Origin of the sequence: Salipiger sp. 1_MG-2023, from assembly GCF_030547555.1 — a bacterium.
In the GTDB taxonomy this organism is placed as follows: Bacteria; Pseudomonadota; Alphaproteobacteria; order Rhodobacterales; family Rhodobacteraceae; genus Salipiger.
In genome coordinates this window covers 1-2,183 of sequence record NZ_JAUOQN010000142.1, presented here as the reverse complement: position 1 = coordinate 2,183, position 2,183 = coordinate 1, and the positions used below count along the sequence as shown (strand labels likewise).

Below are 2,183 nucleotides of genomic sequence, written 5' to 3'. Positions count from 1 at the left end.
CCCATGCGGTGTTACTCAGCAAGCAAAAGTCCCCCGGTATCGGGGCGATAGGGGCCGAAAGGGGACCCGCCCGGATCTGATGCTCCATCATGCTCCCAAGGTTTTTGGGAGCAGACATCGGGATGCTGGTGGTGGAAACGATAGCGAAGATCCGTCTGGCGTATTTTCAGGAGGGCAAGTCGATCCGGGAGATCTGCCGGTCTCTCGGGGCATCGAGGAAGACGGTCCGCAAGGTCATCCGCACCGGTGCCAGCGAATTCACCTACCAGCGCAGCGTCCAGCACCGGCCCAAGATCGATCCGTTCCGCGACGCCCTCGACCGGTTGCTCGAGGAGAACTCCCGCCGCCCGAAGCGCGAGTGGCTGACCCGGATCCGGATTTTCGAGGAGCTTCAGGCCCAGGGCTATGAAGGCGGCTACGATGCCGTCAGGCGCTACGCCACGACCTGGTCGGAGGTGGGGGTCGCTGTATCGGCCGGGGCCTATGTGCCGCCGAGCTTCGATCCCGGCGAAGCCTATCAGTTCGACTGGAGCCACGAGATCGCGGTGATCGACGGCGTCACGGCCAAGATCAAGGTGGCCCATGTCCGGCTCTGCCACAGCAGGATGATCTATGTCCGCGCCTATCCGCGGGAGACGCAGGAGATGGTCTTTGACGCTCATGACCGGGCCTTGGCCTTCTTCGGCGGGGCGTGCGCGCGCGGCATCTACGACAGCGGGAATTATCCGCCATTGGTCCGAGGAGTTGTCGGTGAGGCGCCATTGGTCCGAGCCCACCGGCGACGGACGCGAAGACCGCAGTCGACACGATATTCACCGGCAAGGAGCGGGCCTATAACCGGCGTTTCCAGCAGATGTGCGGCCACTATCTTGTTGATCCGGTTGCCTGCACACCGGCTTCGGGCTGGGAGAAGGGACAGGTGGAGAACCAAGTCGGAACGGTCCGGAAGCGGTTCTTCGTGCCGGCGCCGAAGTTCCGGATCTATGCCGAACTGAATGCCTGATTCGAGGACCGTTGCCGCGCCTGGGCCCGAACCAGCCGCCATCCGGAGCTTCGCGACAGGACCGTCTTGGAGGTGTTCGAGACCGAGCGCCCGCATCTCGTGCCCTATGCCGGACCGTTCGAGGGCTTCCATGCCGTGCCCGCTGCGGTCTCGAAGACCTGCCTCGTCCGCTTCGACCGCAACCGCTATTCCGTCAATGCCCGCGCGGCCAGCAAGCCGGTGGAGATCCGGGCCTATGCCGCGCATGTCGAGTTCTGGCAGGACGGCAAGGTGGTCGGGCGCCACGAGAGGGCCTTCGGCCGCGACCATGCCGTCTACGACCCGCTCCACTACATCCCTGTGCTGGCCCGAAAGCCCGGCGCCTTGCGCAACGGCGCCCCGTTCCGTGACTGGGACCTGCCCGCAGCCATGCGCCGGATCCGGCAGAAGCTGGAGCGCAGTCCCGGCGGCGACCGCCAGATGGTCGAGATCCTCGCCGCGCTGCGGGTCGACGGGCCGGAGGCTGTCGAGGCAGCCTGCGCCGAAGCCCTCGCACAGGGCGTCCACTCCGCCGATGTCGTGCTCAACATCCTCGCCCGCAGGCGCGAGCCCGAGAGACCGGCGCCGATCGCGACGCCCGAGGCGCTGAAGCTGACCCGCGAACCGACCGCCGATTGTGCCCGCTATGACAGCCTCAGGAGACCCGGCCATGGAAAGAACGCAGATCCTCGACACGATGGCGAAGCTGAAGCTCTACGGAATGAAGGCCGCCTATGACGAGCTCATTGCAAGCGCGGTGAAGCGACAGCACGAGCCGCAGCGGGTCGTCGGCGACCTGCTGCAGGCGGAGATCAGCGAAAAGCAGGCGAGATCAATCAAGTACCAGATGACAATCGCCCGGCTGCCACTGGCCAAGGAGATCGGCGAGTTCGACTTCTCCGGCATGCCGGTCAACGAGGCACTGGTGCGCGACCTCGCCGGAGGCGGCTTCCTCGAGCAGCAGCGCAACGCGGTTCTCGTCGGGTGGCACCGGGACCGGGAAAACCCACATCGCCGTTGACATCGCCCGGGCCTGCATCCGAAACGGCGCCCGCGGCCGCTTCTACAATGTCGTCGATCTCGTCAACAAGCTCGACGCCGAAGCCCGCGCCGACCGACAGGGGCGGACAGCCGACCTGCTGGGACGCCTCGACTTCCTGAT

Annotated in this window: 2 pseudogenes; both read left to right on the top strand. The window is 65.8% G+C overall.

From position 1 onward, the window contains the following. Positions 1–122: 122 nt before the first annotated feature. A pseudogene (gene istA, locus Q4543_RS24200) lies at positions 123–1,759 on the top strand (IS21 family transposase). Beyond that, a pseudogene (locus tag Q4543_RS24195) lies at positions 1,692–2,183 on the top strand (ATP-binding protein); the annotation flags it as partial. The pseudogenes istA and Q4543_RS24195, both read left to right, overlap by 68 nt.